Raw genomic sequence first — 18320 nt, 5'->3', positions numbered from 1 at the left:
CAAGAACCGCGAGGGAGACAGAGAATGCTGACTGACCCAGCCACCAAAGCAAGGATCGAAGCCCGTGTGAACGAGGGGCTTCGCGGACATTGGTACCCGGTCGCCAAATCGGTGCAGATCTCGGCCAGCCGGCCCTATGGCACCAAGGTTCTGGGCGAGAAGATCGTCCTGTGGCGCGACCGCAGTGGCAAGATCCGCTGTATCGAGGATTACTGCCCGCACCGGGGCGCGCCGCTGAGCTACGGCGAAGTGCATGACGGCAATATCGGCTGCCGCTATCACGGTGTCATCGTCGACGGCACCGGCACCGTACAGCGCGTGCCCGCCATGCCCGATTGCGCGATGGAAGGCCGCAAGGCCCTGCGCGACTTTGTCGTGCAGGAAGCGCATGACGCGGTCTTCGTCTATATCCCCTCGGTCGATCGCCCCGAGCCGCCCGAACTGCCGCTGCCCAAGGAATTGTCCGATCCCGAATGGACCGGCTTCCTGTGCACCTCGGTCTGGGACGTGAACTATCGCTACGCGCTCGATAACCTCGCCGACCCGATGCATGGCTGCTACCTGCATGCTGAAAGCTTCACGCTGGCCTTCGGCTCGAAGCAGGATCTTCTGGAACTCGACCGCCGCGACGACGGGTTCCGCGTCAGCCGCGTGGGTCAGACGGGCGAGAATTTCGACTGGTCGGAATTCGTCGTCGCCGAAAGCGGGATGTTCTGCTTCCTCGACATCCCCTATCCGCCGTCGGCGGGGCCGGGCGGCAACATGCGTATCCTGGGCTATGTCTGTCCGATCGACGAGACGCATTGCAAGGTGTTCTTCTGGCGTATGCGCAAGGTGGACGGCGTTGCGCGTCAGAGCTGGCGTTTCCTGTATCGCACGATGCTGGAAGAGCGGCACTGGGCGGTGCTGGAACAGGACCGCGTGATGCTCGAAGGCATGCCCGACGACGCCCGCAAGCGCGAGATGCTGTACCAGCACGATATCGGCGTGGCCCATCTTCGCCGCGCGCTCAACAGCGCGGCCAAGGCGCAGATCGCGGCCGAGGATTCGGCAGCGTGATGCTGGACGGACGCCATGTCATGGTGACCGGCGCCGCGCGCGGATTGGGCGCGGTGCTGGCCCGCGCGGTGGTCGAGGCGGGGGCCCGCCTGACCATCGCCGATCTTGCCGAGGAAGAAGGCCGCGCGCTGGCGACCGAGCTGCAGGCGGGCTTCGTCAAAGTCGATCTGAGCGAGCCCGACAGCATCGCCTCGGCGGTGGCGTCGCTTGACGGCCCGCTCGACGGGCTGGTCAATAACGGGGCCATTGCCACCGGGATCGGCGGCATCGGTTTCGAGGATATCGAGCTGGACACCTGGGACCGGGTGATGCGCGTCAATGTGCGCGGCACCTGGCTGATGATCCGCGCCTGCGCGCCGCTCTTGCGGCAATCGGGCAGCGGGCGGGTGGTCAACGTGGCCTCGGATACCGCGCTGTGGGGCGCGCCGAACCTGTTGAGCTACACGGCGTCGAAAGGCGCGGTCATGTCGATGACGCGGTCGCTGTCGCGCGAGCTTGGCCCCGACCGGATCGGCATCGCCGCCGTGGCGCCGGGGATCCTGACCACGCCCTCGACCGATTACGTCCCCGAGGCGCGTCACAAGCTGTACGAGGATGGCCGCGCCGTGCCCGGTCCGCAGCCGCCCGAGGATATCGCGCCCACCGTGGTATTCCTGCTGTCCGAAGGCGCGCTGACGCTGACCGGGCAGGTGCTGCCGGTCAACCGGGGCTTCGTGTTCACATGACGCCCGATGCGCTGACAGAAAGTCTGACCCGGCCCTGGGCGCATGGCGAGCATGCCGAGCTTGCGGGCGCGTCCATCGACGCGCCCGTGGTTCTCGACGACAAGGTTCTGCGCAGCTTCGATCTGACGGGCGCGCATTTCGGTGCGGGCCTGTCGGCCAAGCGCGCGGTGTTTCGCGGCATGGCGTGGTTGCACCGGGCGCAGATCTCGGGCGTGGTCGATCTGTCGGACGCCACGTTCCGCAGCGATCTGCGCATGGACGGCCTGGTCTGTGACACGCTGATCCTGTCGGGCGCGGAATTCGAAGGCGTGCTGACGCTCGACCACGCGCGGATCGGCACATTGATCGCGCGCGACTGCATCTGTCTGGCGAACCTGTCGCTGGCGGGCACGCGGATCACTGGCCAAGCCGATTTCTCGGGCTCCGAAGTTCTGGGCGGCGCCTGGGCCGACGGGGCCGAGCTGCACGCGCTCGAGCAGGTCGGTATGGTTGTCGACGGTCGCCGCACAGGGCTTTGAGACCGGGCTTTAAAACCGGGCTTTAAAACCGGGCTGTAAGGCGGGGCTGTAGGCCCGCGCCTTACGCCAGTGCGGCGGTCTTCGCGTCAGCTTCGGCGTTCATTGCCCGAAGCTTGGCGTAGAATCCGTCGACCGCATCCTGCGCCGTGGCGCGCAACTGTTCATGGCGTTGGGGCAGGCTCGCGAGGTCTTCGTCTGCCCCCGCCTCGCCCACCGCGCGCGAGACATCCTGCACGAATTGACAGACTGGCAGGCGCAGGGTCCCGAAAAGGTCCAGCGCTTCGGGCAGATCCTCGACCGCGCCCAGAAGCCGGGCCAGCACCAATCCGTCCTGCATTGCCATCGCGCCGCCTTGTCCCATGAACGGGGTCGAGGCATGGGCCGCGTCGCCGATCAGCAGCACCCGGTCGCGGTGCCAGGGCAGAGGCATCACCACCTCGTCCACGGCGGTGAACAGGATCTCGCTGTCGGCGTTCAGCTCCGACAGGAAGGGTGCGGCGGGGCCCTCGAATTCGGCCAGCGCCGCGCGCATGGCGCCGGGCCAGTCGGTCGGGTCGATATGGCGCCCCTTGGGATGCGCGACGGTGCCAAAGGTATAGAGCCGGTCGTCGCTGATCGGCATGATGCCGAAGCGCTTGGCCGGGCCCATCATCATGATCTTCTGCGTCAGATCGGCGGGCCGTTCATGGACCGAGCGCCAGATGCCGAAGCCGGTATAGCGCGGCTCGATCCCCGGCGCGAGCTGCGCGCGGGTCCACGACCGCACGCCATCGGCGCCAAGGATCAGGTCGCCGCGCAGTTCCGTGCCATCGGCCAGCGTCACGCCGCCCGCCGGGTCCAGCGCCGTGACCTCGGCCCCCAGCGTTACCCGCACCCCCAGCGCATCCATCCGTTGCGACAGCACGCGGTGCAGCTCGGCCCGCTTGATGCCCAGGATCGCGGGCACACGGCCGTCGCGGGCGGTGGGGTAATGCGTGGTGGTCAGGGGCGTGCCGTGATGGTCGAAATAGGCATTCTCGCCGCCATCGACGGCAAAGCCGGTGGCCAGGATGTCATCAAGCAGGCCCAGATCGTCGAGCGTTTCCAGCCCGTTGGAATAGACGAAGATGCCCGAGGACTGGAACCGCCACTCGGTCTGCTTTTCCAGCACTCGCACGCGGTGACCCGCCTGCGTCAGGGCGATGGCCGCCGAACAGCCAGCGATACCGGCCCCGATGGCAATAATATCCAACCCGGTCATGGCGTCTCTCCTCAGGCTTGGTGGGTGGCGAGCACGGCTTTGTCCCTGAGCGCGATCTGACGCTGGATCAGCATCAGCAGCATCTCGGCCCGCTTGCCCTGCGCGGCGGGATCGGACCACAGGTTGACCAGCTCGTCGGGATCGGTGTTCAGGTCGTAAAGCTCGCCCAGATCCGAGCCTTCGAACACGCTGAGCCGCCAGCCGCCGAACACGACCGAGCGGATCGAGCTGTCGGCATCCGGGTTGCCATAGATGCCCATGCCGGGATCTTCGATCAGAACGGGCAGGTCGGGCGTGTCTTCGGCCATCAGGTCGTGGCCCTGCATCCCCACCGGGATCTTCAGTCCCGCGCGCTGCAGGACCGTGGGCGCGAAATCGATGGCGCTGCCGTGCAGGCGGCTAACCGTCCCGCCATCGGCCTGCGGATCGGCCCACAGGAACGGCACGTTGATCACGCCGCGCGAATGAACGCCGTGTTTCAGCATCGTGCCGTGATCGCCCATGTAATCGCCATGGTCGGACATGAAGCACAGCACCGTGTCGCCCGCCCGCCCCACGGCGTCGAGCGTGGCCAGAACCTGCCCGATCTTGTCGTCGATCATGGTGATCGTGCCATAATTCAGGGCGATCATGCGGCGGGTGGTGTCGGCATCGGCGTGGAACGGCCAGTACGCGTCGCGGTCTTCGTCGCCGCGCGCATAGCCCGCAAGCAGGCTGTCGGGCAGGTCTTTGCGCGCGCCGGTCGGGTGATTGAAGCTGGCGGGCAGGGCGATGTCGTCGGGGTCGTAGAGATCGAAGTAGCGCCCCGGCGGCGTGAAGGGATGGTGCGGATCGGGGAACGAGACAATCAGGAAGAACGGGCGCGGGTCATCGTCTTCGAGAAAGGCGCAGGCTTCCTCGGCGATATAGGTGGTGGGATACAGATCCTCGGGCACAGCGGTGCGCCAGATCTGCGGCGCCTCGTCCTGAGTATCGGGCAGCGCCTGCGTCCGTCCGCGCGGATCGGGGACGCCGTTCAGCCGCGCCTGCAGCCAGCCGGAGTAATGCCCCTCGATCTGGTCGCCATGGCCGATGCACAGGCGGAGATGGTCGAAGCCGTAATAGGGCAGGGGGGGCTGGCGGTCCGGTTCACGGGCCCAGGCCATGCGCGTCTCGGCGCCGTATTCAGGGCCGGTGCGCTGATCGCGGCGCGCGATGTCATAGGGGGGCTGGGGTGCCTCGCCGTGCCCGCGTCGGATCCGGGGCTTGGCGGCGATGGGCGAGACATTCTGGAAATGCGCCTTGCCCACCAGCCCGGTGCGATAGCCGTCGGCGCGCAGCACATCGGCAACCGTGGTGCTGTCGAGCGAGACGGGAATGCCGTTCTGGCGGCAGCCATTGACCGAGGGCATCTGCCCGGTGATCAGCGAGGCGCGGTTGGGCTGGCAGATGGGCGTCGCGGTAAAGACATTCTCGAACCGGACGCCGCGTTTGGCGATGCCGTCGATATGCGGGGTGCGGACGACGGGGTTGCCGTAGCAGCCCAGATGATCCGCGCGCTGCTGATCGGTCATGAAGACGATGAAGCTGGGGCGCGTCGCGGTTGCGGCGCGCCCCGTTTCGTTGCGGTTCGGATCCGGACCCGTCATCGCATCATGTAGGCGACCGGCGCGGTCACCAGAGCGGGGAAGAAGAACAGGATCAGGATCGCCAGAAGGTCACAGATGATGAAGGGCATCGCGGCTTTGTAGATGTCGTTCATCGTCGTGCCCTTCGGCGCCACGGCTTTCATCACGAACAGCGCAGCACCCAGCGGCGGCGAGGTCGAGCCGGTCTCGATCGCCACCAGATACATCGCCGCGAACCAGATCGGGTCGAAGCCGAACTGGATGACGATCGGCACGAAGATCGGCAGGGTGATCAGCATGATGGGCAGCGGGCCCATGAACATGCCAAGGAAGATCACGGCGCCGATCATCGCCAGCACGATGATCGAGGGGCTGGCATCGAGCGACGTGATCGCGTCGACCATGCCATAGGTGGCGCCGGTATAGGCGAGGATCTGCGTGAAGGCGGTCGCGCCCGAGACGATCAGCAGCACCATCACCGAGATATTGGCGCTGTTGAAGATCGAGGTCGAGAACACCTTCCACGTCAGCCGCCGCTTGACCGCCGCCAGCGCCAGCGTTGCGAAGGCGCCGGTTGCTGCGGCTTCCGACGGTGTGGCGAGGCCGAGGAAGATCACGCCCACGACCGAGAAGACGACGATGCTCAGTGGCAGGATATGCACGGCCGTGGCGTGCAGCTTTTCTGTCATCTTCACCGGCGGCACGTCGAAGCTGGGCGCAAGATCGGGCTCGAGCGTACAACGCACGAGGATATAGATGGCGTAGAGCACGGCCATCAGCAGGCCCGGCACGATGATACCGATCAGGATGCGTCCGATAGACAGTTCCGACACCACGCCCAGCACGACGGCCAGCGACGAGGGCGGGATCATGATCGCAAGCCCGGCCGAGCCCAGGATCGGGCCCAGCGACATCGGTTTCTTATAGCCGCGCTTTTCCATCTCGGGGACCAGCGTCGAGCCCAGAAGCGCGATCGAGCCCATCGAGTTGCCCGTCAGCGTCGAGAACATCACACCGCCGCCGACCGCCATGAAGGCCAGCCGCCCGCGCAGCTTGCCGATCCATTTGTCGAGCGTATCCATCAGGTCGATGGCGATACGCGACTGGAACATGCCTTCGCCCATGATCATGAACAGCGCGATAGGCACCAGCGTAAAGCTGGCCAGTGAATCGACGGTGTTGAGCACCAGTTGCTCGACCCCAGACATGCCGCCCATCAGCATGTAGCCGCCGACGAGGTTCACCACCAGAAACGAGAACGCCACGGGCAGGCCGGCCAGCATCAGCAGCAGAAGCGGCACGACGATGACCAGAACGACGATGTACCATTCCATCATGCTTCGGCCCTGCCCGTCACTGCGCGGACGCATTGGTCCAGAAATTGAAACGCCATCAGGGTCATGCCCAGCGGCAGAGAAAGCGTCAGCCAGAAGCTGTGCGGCCGCATCACCGTGACTTCGCGCACGCCGCTCGCCATCTGGTCGAGCACGACATTGGTCCCGACCACGGCCAGCGCGATGCAGACCAGAAGCCCCAGCACGCCATTGAACAGGCTGGCCGCGCGCTGCCCCATCGGGCTGAGATGGCTGTAGAGCACGTCGAGCATGACATGCTGGTTTTTCTCAAGCAGGTAGGGCGCGCCAAGGAAGGTGATGTAGAGCAGCGAGTATTCGCTGACCTCGACGACCCAGAGCTGCGATGTGCCGGTAAGCGCACGACCGACAACCTCGACGAAGATGATGGTCGCGATGAAGAACAGGATCGCGGACGCCAGCACAGCACAGGCAAGGTTGAGCCGGCTGAACAGACGGACGATCAGGGTGTAGAGTGCCAAAGCCCGTCCCCTCGTTTCAAGAAAGCGGCCGGGGAAATCCCGGCCGCCCAAGTTTCAGTGAATGCCGATCATTCCATCATCGGGCGCAGTTCGGCGGCGATTTCCTCGCCCGCGCTTTCCACGATGGTGGCCCATGCGGCGTCCATGGCGATCTGGCGGTAGGCTTCTTCATCGGCGCCGGTCAGTTCCAGACGCTGGAAGCCGGCCTGCTCCATTTCGGCCACGCCCTGGGCCAGATCGTCTTCCCAGATTTCATCCATGCGCGGTGCGAAATCGTCGCGCAGGAACGAGATCAGCTCGGCCTGCGTTTCGGCCGGGACTTCAGCCCAGGTGTCGGGATTGACCAGTACCGGGAAGCCCGCGCGGTAGACGCCCGGATAGATCACCTGATGCACGATGCCTTCGTATTGCAGGTGGTTGCCGACCGGCCCCTGCACAAAGCCGTCAACGGTGCCGCGCTCCATGGCGGTGAAGATCTCTTCCATCGGCAGCACGATCGGTTCGGCGCCCAGAGCCTGGATCAGCGGCAGCAGCGTCGGGAAGACGCGGATGCGCTTGCCCTGCAGTTCGTCGAGCGACTCGATCGGCTCGGCGAGATAGATCAGGAAGTCGAGATCCGTCGCCGGGATTTCACCCAGCAGGACAAGGCCCTGCTCTTCGTGCAGCTCGGACAGACGCTCGTGGTAATCGGTCGCGGCGATGGTTTCGTAATCGTTGAACGACAGGTTCATCGTCGGCGAAGCCGGGACCAGACCGCCATAATAGCTGGGGCTGGTATAGGCCATGTCGATCGAACCGTTGCGCACGCCTTCGGCCTGACGGAACGGCGGCATCACTTCGGGGCCACCGCGCCAGACGATGCGGACACGGCCCTCGAAACGCTCGTTCACCTCGTCCACGAACATCGCGAAGGGTTCGGTGATGTTCACCTGGCGCGGGGCCAGCGTGACGGCGTTGAACACGACTTCATCGGCGAAAGCCGGCGCAGCGGTGCCAACGAGGCTGGCGGCGACAAGGGCGCTTTTAAGCAGGTGTTTCATGGTGACTCCCAGTTGGTTTTGGTTACGAGAGCGGTACGGACCAAGCGTCATACGCATAGACCCAATCCGCGTTGCTGCCTTTCTTCAACCATTCATTGGCCAGAGAACTTTCCTGAATGCGCGCGGTGCGCGGCTTGCGCTCGCCTTCATAGGCAGCCAGCGCGGCGTCGATGTCGTCGGCCTTCGTCAGCGTACGGGCCAACACCACCGCATCCTCGATCGCCATGCACGCGCCCTGCGCCATGAAGGGGACCATCGGATGCGCGGCATCGCCCAGAAGCGTGACGCGGCCCTTGGCCCAGCGTTCCATCGGCGCGCGGACGAACAGCGCCGAGGCCGTGACCTCGTCGCAGGCATCGAGGATCTTGCGCGCTTCGGGGTGGAAATCGGCGTAAGCGCTGCGCAGCGCGTTGATATCGCCCGGCAGGGTCCAGCCCTCTTCGGTCCAGTCGTCCTGCGCCGTCGTGGCGAAGACGAAGATCTCGCGGCCCAGCGTCAGCGGGAAGACGACGATCTGCTTGTCCTTGCTGGTGCCCCACCATTTGGTGAAGGCGTCGATATCGGCCATGCCTTCGACCCGCTCGCGCGGGAAAACGCCGCGATAGGACACAAGGCCGGTGAATTCGGGCTCGTCCTGACCCCACAGCGCGGTGCGGGTGGGCGAATGGATGCCGTCGGCACCGATCACCAGATCAAAGGTCTTCTGGCTGCCATCGGCGAAATGGATGGTCGCGTCGGTCTCGCCCGGCTCGACCCGGTCGACCTTGGCGCCGAGATGGATGCAGCCCTCGGGCAGTTGGTCCTGCATCGCCTGCAGCAGGTCAGCGCGGTGAATGGTGAGCTGGGGCGCGCCGTATTTCTCTTCCGCCGCCGCGCTCATCGGCAAGCGCGAGGTTTCCTCGCCCGTGACGCCGTCGCGGCTGATGCGGAAGGTGGGGCGCGCGGCCGAGTGGCGCAGGTATTGGCCGACCCCGAGCTTATCGAGCGCAAAGACCGCATTCGGTGTCAGGTTGATATCGGCGCCGACGCGATTGAACTTCGCGGTGCGCTCGAAAACCTCGACATGGTGACCGGCCTGCCGCAGGGCGATGGCGGCGGCCAAGCCGCCCATTCCCGCACCACAGATCCCGATGGACAGCGTCGACATCCTAGCTCCCCGTATTAAGTAATGGCTGTTCTATTGTGAACATAGCGTTCAAACAGGCTAGACCGCTTCCAGAAACCAGTCAAGGAATTTAGCGGCGCTTTGCTTCGGCGGACCAATCGGGCGCCGCGAGCACGGACGATGACACACAAGAAGCTGTTCAAATACGCATTAAGTGTTCTATAATGAGCGAAAATTTGAGGGAGTGACGCATGGACGGCGATGGCAAACCCAAGGGGGCGGAGTATTCGGTTCCGCCGGTCGAGCGCGCGCTGAAGCTCTTGCGTCACATCGGCGACGGTAACACCTGCCGCAACCTGAGCGCTACGTCCGAGGCGCTGGGAATCAACCGTACAACGCTGATTCGTCTGATTCACACGCTCACCACGAATCGTATGATCGAGGAAATCGCCAACGGCGCAGGCTATCGGCTGGGCGTCGGGCTGATCACGCTGGGATCGCAGGCGATGCACGGGCGCGATCTGGTGCAGGTTTGCCAGCCGGTGCTGGCCGAGCTGTGCGCCGAAACGGGTATGTCCGCGCATATGGGCATCCTTGACGGCCCCGACATCGTCTATCTCAGCCGCGAGACGCCCAACACGCATCTGGTCAGCAATGTGCGCGCCGGGTCGCGGCTGGCGGCGCATGCCTCGTCCATCGGGCGCGCCATTCTGGCCGAGCTGAGCGAAGACCAGATCGCCGCTTTGTTCGCCGATGCGCCCTTGCCCGCCAATACCTCGAAAACCCCGGTCACCGTGTCCGAAGTGCTGGAACAGGCGCGCGCGGACAAGGCCATGGGGGTCGCGTGGAGCGAGGGGAATTTCGAAGCCGGGATCGGCTCTTGTGCGGCGGCGATCTTCGATCATCAGCGCGTGCCGGTGGGTGCGCTGAACGTCTCTGGTCCGCAATCCGCGTTTTCGACCGAAGCGGCCGAGGGCAGCAATCAGATCAAGAAAGCGGTCCGGGACGCCGCGCTGAGGGCGTCGCAGGCGCTGGGCTACATGCCCCGCGCCTGACGCAGTCGTCAGGGCCTGTTTTCTTACGGCCAACGCGCCCACGGGTGCGGGCGGCCCGACATATCCTCGTAAATCGACTTCTGCGACTGATAGGCGCGCAGCCCCGCGCGGCCCTTTTCGCGCCCGATGCCGCTAGCCCCGTCGCCGCCGAACGGCGTCGAGATCGAGAATTGCTTGTAGGTATTGATCCAGACCGTCCCCGCCTTGATCGCCCGCGCGATGCGCTGACATTTGACGTGGTCGCGGCTCCAGATCCCGCAGGCGAGGCCGTATTCGTTGTCGTTGCCCTGCGCGATGACATCGGCTTCGTCGTCGAATGGCATCACGACCAGAACCGGGCCGAACACCTCGTCGCGGCAGATGCGGTCGGTATTGGTGACATTGGCGATGATCGTCGGTTCGTAGAACGCGCCCGCGTCCAGCCCTTCGGGCCGTTTGCCGCCGCACAGGATGTCTCCGCCGTCTTCCAGCGCCATGGCGACATAGCTCTCGACCGAGGCACGGTGATCGGCATGGACCAGCGACGAGACCTGCGTGTCCGCGTCGAAGGGATGGCCCACCTTCAGCGCCTTGGTGGCGGTGACAAGGCGGTCGACGAAACGGTCGTAGATCGAGCGCTGCACAAACAGGCGCGAGCCGGCGATGCAGCTTTGCCCGCTCGATGAGAAGATGCCGAACAGGATGCCCGCGATGGCGAGATCCTCGTCGCAATCCTCGAACACGATGGTGGGGGATTTCCCGCCCAGCTCCAGCGAGACGGGCATCAGCTTGTCGGCGGCGGTGCGCGCCAGATGCTTGCCGGTCGAGGTGCCGCCGGTAAAGGATACCTTGGCGATATCGGGATGCTCGACCAGCAGGTTGCCGACCTCGCGCCCCGAGCCGGGCAAGACCGAGAACAGACCCTTGGGCAGCCCCGCCTCGTCGATGATCCGCGCGAGTTCAAGGCAGACCAGCGGCGACCAGCTTGCGGGTTTCAAAAGCACCGCGTTCCCGGCTGCCAGCGCGGGCGCGACTTTCTGAGCGTCGGACGCGATGGGCGAATTCCACGGCGTGATCGCGGCGACGACGCCAAGGGGCTCATGCACCGAAAGCGTGGTGTAATCCCCGCGCGGCACGGTCAGCAGCTCGTCCGAGGTTTCCAGAACGGCGGCGAAATAGCGGAAGGTCGCGGCAGCCGAGGCCGCCAGTGCGCGCGTCTCGCCCAGCGTTTTCGACGTGTCGCGGCTTTGCACCCACGAAATGCGGTCGATATTGGCGCTGATCCCTTCCGAGATCCGGTAGAGATAGGTCGCGCGCTCATGCGGTTTCAGCGCGCCCCAGGCGGGTTGGGCGTCTTTCGCCGCTGCGATGGCCTCTTCGACATCCTCGCGCGATGCGCCGTTGAAGGTCTGGTTCTCGGTGCCTTCGGCGGCAAAGATCGAGGTGATCGGCGCGCCTTTGCCCGCGCGCCACTGGCCACCGATCAGCAGATGGCCGTTCGAGAATTCATGACTCATGCTCTGTCCTCAGATGACGATGGCGGCCGAGCGGTTCAGAACCGCGCGCGCGACACTGTACGCGGTCGAGGCCGAGGTTTTCGGATTGCGCGGCGAGGGTTTGGCGGTCAGCGTGACCGCGAAATCCACCGCTTGCGACTGCACGTTGAATTCATGCGTGTTGGTGTCGACGCCGGGATCGGCGACCAGCCGCACGCGGGTGTCGTCCATGCCCAGCCCGGCCAGCGCCAGCGTGGCCGCGACATTGGCGTTCTTGGGATATTGTGTCGCCGCTTCGCGCGCCGAGCCTTCGAAGAACACCGTGGCTTCGGTCAGCGCGGGCAGGTCGACGGCCTGTTCCGCCGGGGTTCCGCTCCATGCAAGGGGCGGTTTGCGGCCGGTATAGGTGACGCCTTTCAGGCCCGACAGGCGGGCAGCCGCCAGCATGTCGATGCCGCCGATGGCGCCCGCAGGCAGGACCAGCTGGGCCGAGCCGCCCTCGGCGGCGGCCTTTAGCGCGGCCTCGGTCTCGGGCTTTGCCATCGCGCCGATCGAGGCGACCACAAGATCGGTCTGCGCGCGGAGGATCGCCGGACCGAACTCGGCCACGGCGGTATGGCTCGCGCATTCCGCGACCACTTTGGGCCCCGCGGCCAGCAAGGCCGTGGTGTCGGACACGGCATAGACCGCGCAGCGCCCGGCGATCTGTTCTTCAGCCGCAGCCAGCGTTTCGCCCGTCTTCTCAGGGCGCACCATGATCACCAGCGCCTCGGGCGCCGGGTCCTGCGCGCAGAGGATGTCGATCAGGTCCCGCGCGATCGAGCCGAAGCCGATGATGCCGATCGTCGTCACGACTTGCCCCCGGCGGCACCGGCGGGCGGGCCGGCAAAGGCCACCGCGTAGGGGCCGATGGCGGTCATGTCGACCTCGACCACATGCGGGCCCTTGCGCGTCATGCTCTCGTTGAAGACGGCCTCGAACGCGGTGATGTCGTCGACCTTGGTATGGGGCAGGTCGATGGCGTCGCACAGTTTGGCGAAATTCGGCGTCTTCAGTTTCGAGTAATGCCGCCGCCCGTCATACTGGGCGTCCTGAATGTTCTCGATCACGCCGTATGCCTGATCGTTCATCAGCAGGAAGGTCATGTCGAGATCTTCGTCCACGGCGGTGATCAGCTCGGCCAGACCCAGCATCGTGCCCCCGTCGCCCAGAAGCGTCACGGTGCGCGCATCGGGCGAGGCCACGGCGGCGCCGATACCCATCGCCACGCCCTGACCGATGCCGCCCCCCAGCGCGTGCACGCCAAGATTAGGCGCGCCGATCTGCACATAGCGGTTGCCGAAGGTCGAGTTCGAAATCGTCACGTCGCGCACCCACGGATGCTTGCCCGTCGGGATCACGCTCATCAGGTGATCGGCGATGACCTGATACGGCCCGAGCCGCTCGCGCAGAACGCCCTCGGCCTTGGCGCGGGCGACGGCGATGTCATAGGCCTGCTGCGGATCGACTTCCAGTTTCGCGGGCAGCCGGTCAAGAAGCCCGCGCAGGGTCTTGGCCGCATCGCCGCACACGAACAGATCGACCGGGTAGTTGCGACCGTATTGCGTGGCATCGGCGTCGATCTGCACCAGCGGACGGGGCAGCGCCATCTTGTTGTTGAGCGTCTCGTTGCCGCGCAGGCGCGAGCCCACGACGATCATCAGGTCGGATTGCGCATAGATCGCCTGCGCCTCGGGCGTCATGTTGAACGCGCCCAGCGTGGCGGGGTTTTCCTCGGGCACCACGGCGCGGCCTTGGGTCGAGGTAACGGCACCGAAGCCGCGCGTCACCAGCTCGGTCGCTTCGGCCTGCGCGCCGCGCGCGCCGCCGCCCAGCCAGATCATCGGGCGCTTGGCCTGTTTCACCAACTCGGCCAGCGCATCAAGGCGTGTCTCGTCATTGCCGGGCAGCGCGACGACCGGCGCCACCGCCGGGTGGCCGGGCATCGCGTCGAGCCGCTGCACATCGACCGGGATCTCAAGACTGACGGGGCCGGTGGGGGGCGTCAGAGCCGCGCGCACGGCGGCTTCAAGCGTGCCGGTGGCGGATTTCTCGTCCCAGATGCGGAACACGGCCTTGGACACGCCGCGCAGCATTTCAGGCTGTTTGGGCACGTCGTGGATGGCGGCGCGGTCGCGATCCATGAATTCGCGGTCGATCTGGGTGGTGATGTGCAGCACGCGGCTGCCGGCGGTCAGGGCCTCGGCCTGCGCGCCTGCGGCATTGCCTGCGGCGGTCCCGGTCGAGGTGATGACAACGCCCAGCTCGCCTGTGACGCGCGAATAGGCGTCGGCCATGCCCATCGCCCCGGCCTCGCCCCGCGCGGGGACGAAGCGGACGCGGTCCTGCGTGGCGATCCCGTCGAGGATCGGCATGTTGTGGATCGAGATCACCCCGAACACCGTTTTCACCCCGATATCGGCAAGCGCACGGGCGATCTGATAACCGACTGTTTCCGTCATGAGCGGATCTTCCTTAAGATGTCAGGCGAAGCGCGAAACGCCGCCCGAGATTTCCAGCTGTGCCCCGGTGATGTAACTGGCGGCGGGAGAGGCGAGGAAAGTCAGCGCGCGGGCCGCTTCCTGCGGTTCGCCCAGACGTTCGAGGGGTATCTTCTTCTTGGCGGCAAGCTGTCCGTACCATTCGGCGCGCGACTGGCTCTGATCCTCGCGCGTGTCGAAGCGGCGCTGCCATTGCTGGCTGTCGACCAGACCCAGCAGGATCGAGTTGACGCGCACCTTGGGGGCCAGCTCGACCGACAGGGATTTCAGCAGGTTTTGCACGCCGCTGCGCGCAGCCGAGGTGCAGACCATATGCGGCTCGGGCTGATAGGCGAGCAGCGAATTGACCGCCACGATGGCGCCCGCGTCCGAGGCTTTGAGCATAGGCAGGCAGGCATGGATCGGGTTGAGCTGGCTGAAGAACTTGAGCTCAAGCTCGTCGCGCCAATCCTGCTCGGATGTGTCGGCAAAGGTCGACACCCGGCCCTGACCGGCATTGGTGATCAGGATGTCGCAGCCGCCGAAACGGCTTTTTACCTCGGCGGCGAAGGCATCCACTGCGCCCCGGTCGAGCACTGAGAAAGCCTTAGCAAAGACCCGGTCTTCTCCGAACTCGGCGGCGAACTCGGCGCGGACCTTTTCCAGCCGCTCGGCACCCCGGGCGCAGATCGCGACGCGGGCGCCTTCTTCCAGAAGGCTGCGCGCGGTTGCCAGACCGATGCCCGACGACCCGCCGGTGACGATGGCCGTCTTGTCGTTCAGTTGCAGATCCATGCGGTTACTCCGGTTTGGGGAAGCCGAAATCCGGCCGTCCGGCCATCACGGTGCGTTGCGCGGGCGTGGGCGGGCCTGCGGTCATCCACTGGTCCATCGCCTCGGGATCGGTGCGCGACCAGACGCGGGCCTCGTGCGTGTCCTCGTCGATCAGTTCGACATCGGCGGTGAATTCGATGACGAAGCCCGAGGGCGATACGAAATAGGCGAACGGGTTGTCGCCCGGCCCGTGACGGCCCGGCCCCCAGCTGGGAACCTGTCCGTTCTGCTTCATCCGGCCGATTGCGCGCATGAAGCTGTTGATGCCGGGCACTTCGAAGGCGACGTGGTTGATCGACGGATACTGCGCCCGCACCAGAGCGACGGCGTGGTGGGTTTCGTTGCAGCGCATGAAGGTCATCTGATCGGCAGAATAGTCGCTGGTGCGGAAGCCCAGCACGCGCGCGTACCAGGCCTCGGAGCCTTCGAGATCGGGTGTGTTGAACACCAGATGCGAGATCTTGTGCGGATAGGCGTGTTTCTGGGACGCCTCGCGCATGTCCAGTTCGGTGGTGAAGCGCAGGCGGCGATTGTCGGGGTCCAGCATTTCGAACCCGTAGCCGCCGATCTTGTCGTTGAAGAGCGCGGGCTCGCCCAGCACCGTGCCGCCCTCGGCCACGACCTGCGCATAGAGCGCGTCCATATCGGCGCGGTTTTCCATCCCGAAATGGGCGTATTCGATGCCATAGGTGTCGCCGTCTTTCAGCCCGTAGAGAAAGGGCTCGGCGCTGGTGCCGTGCAGATAGACGATACCCTCGTCGCTGGCGGCCTCGTGCAGGCCCCATTGCTCGGTATAGAAGGCCTTGGTCGCGGTCATGCCGGGCGCGCGCATGACGATGCCACGCAGATGTCCGACGCTGATCTTGTCAGCCATGATGTCCTCCGGTCGGGCTGGGCATGCGCGCATCCGCATGCGAGGGGATAAGACGCAGGAGCGCTTGTGCGAAGTCCTGCGGTTTCTGCAGATAGACGGCGTGTCCGGCCCCGGCGATGTCGATACGGCGCGGGGTCTGGCCGGTCGTGGCAAGCGCGCGCATCGCGCGCTCGGTCTGTTCGGGGGGCGTGACGATATCCTCGGCCCCCAGAATGAAATCGCAAGGCACAGTCAGGCCGCGCAGATTGGCTTCCAAGTCGCCGCTCGCCAGCATCCGCACCGCCTGTGCGTAGCCTTCGGGATCAACACGCGCCATGCCCGCTTCGACGCGGGCGACAATCGCGGGATTGGCCGCGGGGTCGAAGATCAGGCGCGGCGCGCGGGTGCGGGCGAATTCCGCCGGGCCGAGAGCCTTGAGATCGGTGATCCGCGCCGCAACCTTGGGCGGCAGCTCGGCGCCGGGCGCGACGGCATAGCCACAGGCGCTGGCGGCAAGGATCAGGTGCTGCACCCGGTCGGGATGGGCGCGAGCATAGGCGCTGCCCATCAGCGTGCCCAGCGAATGGCCAAGCACGATCACCCGCTGGCAATCCAGCGCATCGAGAAAGCGCGCCAGCGCGTCGGCATAGTCGCAGTCGGTCGGTCGGTCCTTGGTCAACCTGTCCGAGCCGCCATAGCCCGGCGCGTTCCACGCGATCAGGCGCGGGCCTTCGGGGATCAGGTCCAGCAGGTCGCGAAACGACGCCGCGTTCGAGCCGATACCATGCAGGAAGACGATGGCCGGGTCCCGTGTCGGGTCCCGGCCATCGCGGCCGATCCATTCGATCCCTGCATTCCGTTCTTGCCGAACCATGGCGCCGAACTGCCCTTTCCCAGCCGTTGGCGAGACGCTGTTTCCCGCCGAATTCTGCTTTGTTCAATAATGAACAACTCGTTCAAAAATGCTAAAGCGAGTCTGCTGTTGTGTCAACGAAAGATTGCGGGCCATGTCGGGGCGCGCGAAGACGGCAAGGCAGAGAAACGCAAAAGGCCACGCCGCAGGGAGCGGCATGGCCATTGAGGGGCGCACTGAAACGGTGGCGTCAGCCGGCGAGTGCGAGCGCCTTGGCGCTGTCGGGTTCGAGCACGAACAGCGTCAGGTTGCGAAGTTCCAGCGTGAAGTCCTTGCGCGGAAGCTGCACCACCAGCGTCAGAAAGCTCGACGGTTCCGCCAGCGGATCGCCGTCGCCGACCGGTACGATCAGCGTGCGCTGGCAGAGCTCGGCAGAGCCTTTCAGCGGGGTGTTCAGCGGCGTATCGACCAGTTCACCGTCCTTGAGCGCACGGATGAAGACCGGAAGTTCCTGACCGTCACAGCCGTTCAGTTCGAACACCAGACCCAGCGTCGAGCCTGCGGGAACCTGACCCGCGCCGAGCGAGAGGTTGAAGTTCATCCAGCGCGGTTTGCCGCCCACCTTGGCATCGAGTTTGAAAAGGTTTCCCAGTTCAGGCCGGACGCGCAGCGTGACATCGCCCTGATCGGCATCCCAGCTGAAATAGGCCCCGTCGCGCAGCGTCAGCTTGCCGCGTTCGACCGAAGGAAGATGTTCGAAACGAAGATGGTGGATAAGCGCAGAGGCGGTCAGTTCAATCGGATTGGTCACAAGCTGCCTATTATGGGTAACGGACCGGAACACAGGGCCCTGAATACACGACTCGCCTATCTTATGGTGCGGCTTTCGGGTTTGTCGAGCGTGGCAAACCGCTATCGCGTGAACCGGGCGGCTCTCTGGACGCCCGCCGTTTTGCGTGCCCTCAATCCGGCCAAGCGGGCAGGGAGGCGATCACGGTTTCGGCGTCGGGCAGAGGGGTGTCGGTGTCGCCCGCAGCCTCACACAAGGCGATCAGCGTCTGCCAGACCGAGTCGCGCCACGCGCTGAAGGTCTCGGCCTCGTCCACCCAGCTTTGCACCATCGAATTGCGGTAGCTCACGCAACTGACGGCGTTGTTGTAGCCAAGGCTGCGCGCGCGGGCCTCGATATGATCGTCGACAAGGGCGACGATCCGCGCACGATGCGCGGCGCTTGCCGTCTCGGCGATCTCTTGCGCGGTGCGAATCTGAAGCTGGAAGGTCATTGCGGGGCCTCACTGTTCTGACGGCTGGCAGGAATGGAAACCGGGCCCCCGCTTGCGCTGACCAGCCACGGGCTGTCGGGTTGCAGGGGCGCCGCGCTGTCGTCGAGCGTGACGCGCAGCGCCGCGTGAATCTCGCCGGCGGTGCGTGTGATCGGCGCGATGAACGGGTGATCCGTGCCTTCGGCAATCGCCTCGCCGCCCTCGGGCACCGGGGACAGGTTATAGCTCTGGCCATCGACGATCAGGGTGTCGCCATCGACCGAAATCGTCGTCGCCGCGCTGCCGGGCAGGCCGCGAATGGGGGAAAGTGTCAGTTGCAT

19 protein-coding genes are annotated in these 18320 nt (G+C 65.4%); 4 read left to right on the top strand and 15 right to left on the bottom strand.

Annotated features, from left to right (window positions below; genetic code table 11):
* The first annotated feature begins 24 nt into the window (after positions 1-24).
* Genes JI664_RS04215 through JI664_RS04205 form a run of 3 tightly spaced genes read left to right on the top strand, consistent with a single transcriptional unit; the run spans position 25 to position 2302 of the window.
* Complete coding sequence (locus JI664_RS04215; protein ID WP_207012469.1) at positions 25-1059, top strand: aromatic ring-hydroxylating oxygenase subunit alpha; 1035 nt, start codon at positions 25-27, stop codon at positions 1057-1059.
* Positions 1059-1784, top strand: coding sequence for an SDR family oxidoreductase (locus tag JI664_RS04210; protein ID WP_207012468.1), 726 nt, complete (start codon positions 1059-1061; stop codon positions 1782-1784). The genes JI664_RS04215 and JI664_RS04210 overlap by 1 nt, the downstream gene beginning before the upstream one ends.
* Positions 1781-2302, top strand: coding sequence for a pentapeptide repeat-containing protein (locus tag JI664_RS04205; protein WP_207012467.1), 522 nt, complete (start codon positions 1781-1783; stop codon positions 2300-2302). The genes JI664_RS04210 and JI664_RS04205 overlap by 4 nt, the downstream gene beginning before the upstream one ends.
* A gap of 61 nt (positions 2303-2363) precedes the next feature.
* On the opposite strand, the gene JI664_RS04200 is transcribed toward JI664_RS04205, so the two are convergent.
* The 6 genes from JI664_RS04200 to JI664_RS04175 all read right to left on the bottom strand — a co-directional run bounded on the left by JI664_RS04200 (position 2364) and on the right by JI664_RS04175 (position 9170).
* On the bottom strand, positions 2364-3542 hold the full coding sequence (locus JI664_RS04200; RefSeq protein ID WP_207012466.1) for an FAD-dependent oxidoreductase: 1179 nt from the start codon (positions 3540-3542) through the stop codon (positions 2364-2366).
* A gap of 11 nt (positions 3543-3553) precedes the next feature.
* Positions 3554-5170, bottom strand: a complete 1617-nt coding sequence (locus JI664_RS04195; RefSeq protein ID WP_207012465.1) for a sulfatase family protein — start codon at positions 5168-5170, stop codon at positions 3554-3556.
* Positions 5167-6486 (bottom strand): TRAP transporter large permease, encoded by a 1320-nt coding sequence (locus JI664_RS04190; RefSeq protein WP_207012464.1) that lies wholly within the window; start codon positions 6484-6486, stop codon positions 5167-5169. The genes JI664_RS04195 and JI664_RS04190 overlap by 4 nt, the downstream gene beginning before the upstream one ends.
* Entirely contained in the window at positions 6483-6983 is a 501-nt protein-coding gene (locus tag JI664_RS04185) for a TRAP transporter small permease (protein ID WP_207012463.1), read from the bottom strand. Before JI664_RS04185 ends, JI664_RS04190 begins: the two co-directional genes overlap by 4 nt.
* Before the next feature lie 68 nt (positions 6984-7051).
* Positions 7052-8023 carry a TRAP transporter substrate-binding protein DctP gene (gene dctP / locus JI664_RS04180; RefSeq protein ID WP_207012462.1) on the bottom strand — a complete coding sequence of 324 codons (972 nt, stop codon included), beginning with the start codon at positions 8021-8023 and terminating at the stop codon, positions 7052-7054.
* Positions 8024-8045: 22 nt separating this feature from the next.
* Positions 8046-9170, bottom strand: a complete 1125-nt coding sequence (locus tag JI664_RS04175; RefSeq protein ID WP_207012461.1) for an FAD-dependent monooxygenase — start codon at positions 9168-9170, stop codon at positions 8046-8048.
* Between the two features lie 209 nt (positions 9171-9379).
* Here JI664_RS04175 and JI664_RS04170 point away from each other — a divergent pair, with 209 nt between their 5' ends.
* Complete coding sequence (locus JI664_RS04170) at positions 9380-10183, top strand: IclR family transcriptional regulator (RefSeq protein ID WP_207012460.1); 804 nt, start codon at positions 9380-9382, stop codon at positions 10181-10183.
* A gap of 23 nt (positions 10184-10206) precedes the next feature.
* Here the strand turns inward: JI664_RS04170 and JI664_RS04165 are convergent, their stop codons facing one another.
* The 9 genes from JI664_RS04165 to JI664_RS04125 form a co-directional block, all read right to left on the bottom strand.
* Positions 10207-11679: an aldehyde dehydrogenase gene (locus tag JI664_RS04165; protein ID WP_207012459.1), complete on the bottom strand. Its 1473-nt coding sequence runs from the start codon at positions 11677-11679 to the stop codon at positions 10207-10209.
* 9 nt (positions 11680-11688) lie between these two features.
* Positions 11689-12510 (bottom strand): aspartate dehydrogenase, encoded by an 822-nt coding sequence (locus JI664_RS04160; protein WP_207012458.1) that lies wholly within the window; start codon positions 12508-12510, stop codon positions 11689-11691.
* Positions 12507-14159, bottom strand: coding sequence for a thiamine pyrophosphate-binding protein (locus tag JI664_RS04155; protein WP_207012457.1), 1653 nt, complete (start codon positions 14157-14159; stop codon positions 12507-12509). The genes JI664_RS04160 and JI664_RS04155 overlap by 4 nt, the downstream gene beginning before the upstream one ends.
* Positions 14160-14180: 21 nt before the next feature.
* Positions 14181-14972: an SDR family oxidoreductase gene (locus JI664_RS04150; protein WP_207012456.1), complete on the bottom strand. Its 792-nt coding sequence runs from the start codon at positions 14970-14972 to the stop codon at positions 14181-14183.
* A gap of 4 nt (positions 14973-14976) precedes the next feature.
* Positions 14977-15885: a VOC family protein gene (locus tag JI664_RS04145; RefSeq protein WP_207012455.1), complete on the bottom strand. Its 909-nt coding sequence runs from the start codon at positions 15883-15885 to the stop codon at positions 14977-14979.
* Complete coding sequence (locus JI664_RS04140) at positions 15878-16738, bottom strand: alpha/beta fold hydrolase (RefSeq protein ID WP_207012454.1); 861 nt, start codon at positions 16736-16738, stop codon at positions 15878-15880. Before JI664_RS04140 ends, JI664_RS04145 begins: the two co-directional genes overlap by 8 nt.
* A gap of 229 nt (positions 16739-16967) precedes the next feature.
* Complete coding sequence (locus JI664_RS04135) at positions 16968-17528, bottom strand: hypothetical protein (RefSeq protein WP_207012453.1); 561 nt, start codon at positions 17526-17528, stop codon at positions 16968-16970.
* A gap of 151 nt (positions 17529-17679) precedes the next feature.
* On the bottom strand, positions 17680-18000 hold the full coding sequence (locus tag JI664_RS04130; RefSeq protein ID WP_207012452.1) for a hypothetical protein: 321 nt from the start codon (positions 17998-18000) through the stop codon (positions 17680-17682).
* Positions 17997-18320 (bottom strand): hypothetical protein, encoded by a 324-nt coding sequence (locus tag JI664_RS04125; protein ID WP_207012451.1) that lies wholly within the window; start codon positions 18318-18320, stop codon positions 17997-17999. Before JI664_RS04125 ends, JI664_RS04130 begins: the two co-directional genes overlap by 4 nt.

Source organism: Rhodobacter sp. NTK016B (genome assembly GCF_017303295.1).
Taxonomy (GTDB): domain Bacteria; phylum Pseudomonadota; class Alphaproteobacteria; order Rhodobacterales; family Rhodobacteraceae; genus Pararhodobacter.
This window is presented reverse-complemented; position numbering and strand designations above follow the sequence as displayed.